The sequence below is a fragment of the Brevundimonas sp. CURTG3B2_SDJG genome (assembly GCF_057364705.1).
Map to the genome: position 1 here is coordinate 1 of NZ_JBNFOJ010000248.1, position 4,074 is coordinate 4,074.

5 protein-coding genes and 2 pseudogenes are annotated in these 4,074 nt (G+C 70.2%); 4 read left to right on the forward strand and 3 right to left on the reverse strand.

All coding sequences use genetic code 11. The annotated features are described in order from the left end of the window. The 3 genes and pseudogenes from AC2W7C_RS14260 to AC2W7C_RS14270 all read right to left on the reverse strand — a co-directional run. Positions 1 to 384 (reverse strand): annotated as a pseudogene (locus AC2W7C_RS14260) (ubiquinone biosynthesis protein UbiB); the annotation flags it as partial. A gap of 50 nt (positions 385 to 434) precedes the next feature. Next, positions 435 to 1,211, reverse strand: coding sequence for a class I SAM-dependent methyltransferase (locus tag AC2W7C_RS14265; RefSeq protein ID WP_486002027.1), 777 nt, complete (start codon positions 1,209 to 1,211; stop codon positions 435 to 437). Between the two features lie 67 nt (positions 1,212 to 1,278). After that, positions 1,279 to 1,983, reverse strand: coding sequence for a Crp/Fnr family transcriptional regulator (locus AC2W7C_RS14270; protein WP_486002028.1), 705 nt, complete (start codon positions 1,981 to 1,983; stop codon positions 1,279 to 1,281). 126 nt (positions 1,984 to 2,109) lie between these two features. On the opposite strand from AC2W7C_RS14270, the gene AC2W7C_RS14275 reads away from it, so the two are divergent. The 4 genes and pseudogenes from AC2W7C_RS14275 to AC2W7C_RS14290 form a co-directional block, all read left to right on the forward strand. After that, the gene (locus AC2W7C_RS14275) at positions 2,110 to 2,409 is read left to right on the forward strand and encodes a 4a-hydroxytetrahydrobiopterin dehydratase (RefSeq protein ID WP_486002029.1); all 300 of its coding nucleotides are present in this window, start codon (positions 2,110 to 2,112) and stop codon (positions 2,407 to 2,409) included. Continuing rightward, the gene (locus AC2W7C_RS14280; protein WP_486002030.1) at positions 2,409 to 3,191 is read left to right on the forward strand and encodes an SDR family oxidoreductase; all 783 of its coding nucleotides are present in this window, start codon (positions 2,409 to 2,411) and stop codon (positions 3,189 to 3,191) included. The genes AC2W7C_RS14275 and AC2W7C_RS14280 overlap by 1 nt, the downstream gene beginning before the upstream one ends. A 56-nt stretch (positions 3,192 to 3,247) precedes the next feature. Beyond that, the gene (locus tag AC2W7C_RS14285) at positions 3,248 to 3,805 is read left to right on the forward strand and encodes a NifU family protein (protein ID WP_486002031.1); all 558 of its coding nucleotides are present in this window, start codon (positions 3,248 to 3,250) and stop codon (positions 3,803 to 3,805) included. A 5-nt stretch (positions 3,806 to 3,810) separates the two neighbouring features. Next, positions 3,811 to 4,074 (forward strand): annotated as a pseudogene (locus tag AC2W7C_RS14290) (hypothetical protein); the annotation flags it as partial.

Below are 4,074 nucleotides of genomic sequence, written 5' to 3' on the forward strand. Positions count from 1 at the left end.
CGAAGTCGGTGAACAGGCTCTCCACCGGCGCCCCAGGGCGCGCTCGACCTCGCGCCGCGCCTGCTCGACCGGAAACGCCGGCAGGGCGTCCTTGAGACGGCCCAGGTCGCGGGCGAACTCCACGCCGAAGATGTCGGCCCGGGTGGCCAACACCTGGCCCAGCTTGATGGCGACCGGGCCCAGGTGCTCGAAGGCCTTGCCCAGGCGCTGGCCGGGCCGCCCCTGACGCCCTTCGCGCCCGGCGAACACGTGCAGCAGATGGGCGATCCAGCGGGCCCAGACCGGCAGCAGCGGCGTGATCTCGCGCGGGATCAGGGCGTCGTGCCGCACCAGCACGCCCAGCCAGCCCAGCAGGCGCACGGTCGCGCCGACCGGATTGTTCACCGGAACGGTCGCCGGCGGGGGCGGAGGCGTCGCGGGGTCGATCCGTCGGGTCAGATCGCCCACCCGTGGTGGATGGCGGCCACGCCGCCCGAAAGGTTGGTCACCGAGACCCGGCTGAAGCCCGCGCCCTCGATCATGCGCTTGAAGGCCGTCTGGTCGGGGAAGCGCCGGATGCTCTCGACCAGGTACTGATAGCTGTCGCGGTCCTTGGCCACCCAGCCGCCGATGCGCGGAATGGCGTAGAAGGACCAGGCGTCATAGGCCTTGCGGATCGGACCGGTCGTCGGGCGCGAGAACTCCAGGCACAGGAACCGGCCGCCGGGCTTCAGCACCCGGCGGGCCTCGCGCAGGGCCTGATCGATGTCGGCGACGTTGCGGATGCCGAAGCTGATGGAATAGGCGTCGACCGAGGCGTCGGGCAGCGGAAGGTTCATGGCGTCGCCGACCGTCCAGCTCATCTCGGGTTCGCCGCCCTTGTTGACGCCGGCCATGATCATCTCGGCGTTGTAGTCCAGCACGACCACCGAGGCGTCCTCGCCGCCCCGGCGCTGCTGGGCCGCGCGGGCCATCTTCGAATAGCGGCGCGCCATGTCGCCCGTGCCGCCGGCGACGTCCAGGATGGTTTCGCCCGGACGCGGATTCAGCTTGGCGGCGGCCGCATCCTTCCAGAGCCGGTGCACGCCCGCGCTCATCAGGTCGTTCATCAGGTCGTAATTGGACGCCACGCTGTCGAAGACGCCGCGCACCATGCGGACCTTCTCCTTCGCGTCCACGTCGCGAAAGCCGAAGGGCGAGGTCTTGCCGGAGGGAGAGGCGGCGTCGGTCATCCCGGCGGTCTAGCGCGTCGCCGGCGCCGCGTCATCCGTCCGCGTGGCCGCAGCTCCAAGCCGGCCGTCAGTGCCGGCCGTTGATCCGCGGCAGGCCGAGATCCTTCATCACGCCGCGCATGAGGCCGTAGCAGCCGCAGGAGGCCTGCTCCAGACCGGGACGGTCCAGCACCTGGACCCAGCCGCGGCCCCGGCGGATCAGCCCCCGCCCCTCCAGTTCGGAGCCGACCTCGGACACCGTGGCGCGGCGTACGCCCAGCATGCCGGCGATGTCGGACTGGGTCAGGTGGAATCGGTCCTTCTCCGCCCGGTCGTGCAGGGTCAGCAGCCAGCGCGCCAGGCGTTCGTCGAGCGGATGCTGGGCGTTGCAGGCGGCGGTCTGCTGGACCTGGGCGAACAGGCCTTCGGTGAAGCGGGACAGAGCCTGGCGCATGGCCTCGCTGCGGCTCAGGGCGTCCGAGAAGACGTCGGCCGGGCAGCAGGCGGCCGAGCCCTCGATCTGGGCGATGGCCCGGCTCGACGCGCGGGCGTTCAGCGGCCCGCAGGTCACGCCGACCAGGCCTTCGCGGCCGATGGCGGCGGTCTCGATCATCCGCTCCTCGTCCAGGATGGTCATCAGCGAGACGACGCCGTTCAGCGGGAACCAGACCGCCTCGACGGCCTCGCCGGCGTCGTACAGCATCTGGCCCTGGGCGAACGGGCGTTCGCTCAGGTGGGGTTCGATCCGCTTGCGATCAGCGGAAGGCAGGGCCTTGATCCAGAGGTTCTCCAACGGGTCTCTCCTTGCCGAAAGGGCGAAGCTTGTAACGCTCACGCTTGGCCCGCGTTCCTGCGTAGAACCGGATCGCCTTGTGGCGAGGTCTCCGGCGCGATACGGCGATGGGGGACGGAGGACGCGATGGTTCACAAGATTGACGTGGCGGAAGCTCTTGAAAGCCTTCCACAATGGCGCGAGGCGCCGGGGGACCGGCCGGCGATCGAACGCAAGCTGGCGTTCGACGACTTCAACGCCGCCTTCGGCTTCATGACCCGGGTGGCCCTGAGGGCCGACAAGGTCGACCACCATCCGGAATGGTCCAACGTCTACAACCGGGTCGAGGTGCTGCTGACCACCCATGACGCCGGCGGCGTGACCGAGCGCGACCTGGACATGGCCCGCTTCATCGACGAGGCCGCCGCGGCCCTGGGAGGGCGGTGATGGCCGGACGTCTGAACAGCAAGACGGTCCTGATCACCGGCGCCGCCGGCGGGCTGGGCCAGGCCATGGCGCGGATCATGGCGCGCGAGGGCGCGACGCTGGCGCTGACCGACATCGACCTGGACGGCGCGCAGGCTCTGGCCGGCGAGATCAACGCCGAACGCGCGGGATCGGCCTTCGCCTACGCCCACGACGTAACCCGCGAGGACCAGTGGACGGACGTCATCGCCCAGGCCGCCGCCGACATGGGCGGCCTGTCCGTGCTGGTGAACAACGCCGGGATCGGCGGCCCCCTGGCCTTCGTCGAGGCCGACACCGCCGAGAACTGGCAGCGGCAGTACGAGATCAACCTGCGCTCGGTGATGCTGGGCTGCAAGCACGCCATGCCGCACCTGCGGGCCTCGGCGCCGGCGTCGATCATAAACATCTCGTCGGTGGCGGGCCTGGCCGCCGCGCCGGGCATGGGAGCCTACAACGCCACCAAGGCCGGGGTGTGGATGTACTCCAAGACCCTCGCCCTGGAAGCCGCCAAGGCCGACTGGAACGTGCGCTGCAACTCGGTGCATCCGGTCTTCATCAAGACCCCGATCCTGGACCCCTTCATCGCCATGGCCGGCGGCGATGAGGACAAGGCGCACGAGCGGCTGGCGCGCGGCATTCCGCTGAAGCGGATCGGCGAGCCGGACGACGTGGCCTGGTGCGTGGTCTACCTGGCCTCGGACGAGTCGAAATTCGTCACCGGCTCCGAGTTCAAGATCGACGGCGGCATGCTGGCGCAGTGAGACGGAAGGCGAATCGGGACCTTGAACCGGCCGTCTTCAAAGCGCACTTACCGGCCATGTTCATCCAGACCGAAGCCACGCCGAACCCCAACGTCCTGAAGTTCCTTCCCGGGCGGGACGTGGCCGCCGATCCGCGCGACTTCGTGAACCGGGAGGAGGCGGCCGCCTCGCCCCTGGCCGAGGCCCTGTTCCAGCTGGAGGGGGTGACCGGCGTCTTCTTCGGCTACGACTATGTCTCGGTGACGCGCGAGCCTCAGGGCCTGGAGTGGAGCCAGATGAAGGCGCCGATCCTGGCCGCCATCATGGATCATTTCGTCTCGGGCGCGCCGCTGTTGCGCGACGGGGCGGCGGGGCATGCCGACACGGGCGGCGAGGACAGCGAGATCGTGGCCGAGATCAAGGGCCTGCTGGACAGCCGCATTCGTCCCGCCGTGGCCCAGGACGGCGGCGACATCCTGTTCGACGCCTTCGACGAGGAGACCGGGGTGCTGTCCTTGCGCATGCGTGGCGCCTGCGCCGGCTGCCCGTCGTCCTCGGCCACGCTGAAGGCCGGGGTCGAGCAGATGATGAAGCACTATGTGCCCGAGGTGACGCGCGTCGAGCAGGTCATCTGACCGCCATGCGCGTGATGGTGATCGACACGGCGCTGGGCCTGTGCACGGCGGCGGTGTTCGAGGTGGACGGCGCGGCGACGCGGCCGCTGAGCCTGCGCAGCGAACCGATGGCCAAGGGACATTCCGAGCGGCTGGGCGGCCTGGCGCGCGACGCGGCGGCGGACGCCGGCGGCGGCGGCGGTCAACGCCTTGGCGGGCGCGGAAGGCGTCGACCTGGTCGTGCTGCATCCGCTGGGCCGAGTCTCGCCGGTGCAGCGCCTGCAGATGAC

Excerpts from the sequence above, each read along its gene's own strand:
- AC2W7C_RS14285 (WP_486002031.1), top strand. The coding sequence starts at position 3,248 with ATGTTCATCCAGACCGAAGCCACGCCGAACCCCAACGTCCTGAAGTTC.
- AC2W7C_RS14275 (WP_486002029.1), top strand. The coding sequence starts at position 2,110 with ATGGTTCACAAGATTGACGTGGCGGAAGCTCTTGAAAGCCTTCCACAA.
- AC2W7C_RS14280 (WP_486002030.1), top strand. The coding sequence starts at position 2,409 with ATGGCCGGACGTCTGAACAGCAAGACGGTCCTGATCACCGGCGCCGCC.
- AC2W7C_RS14265 (WP_486002027.1), bottom strand. The coding sequence starts at position 1,211 with ATGACCGACGCCGCCTCTCCCTCCGGCAAGACCTCGCCCTTCGGCTTT.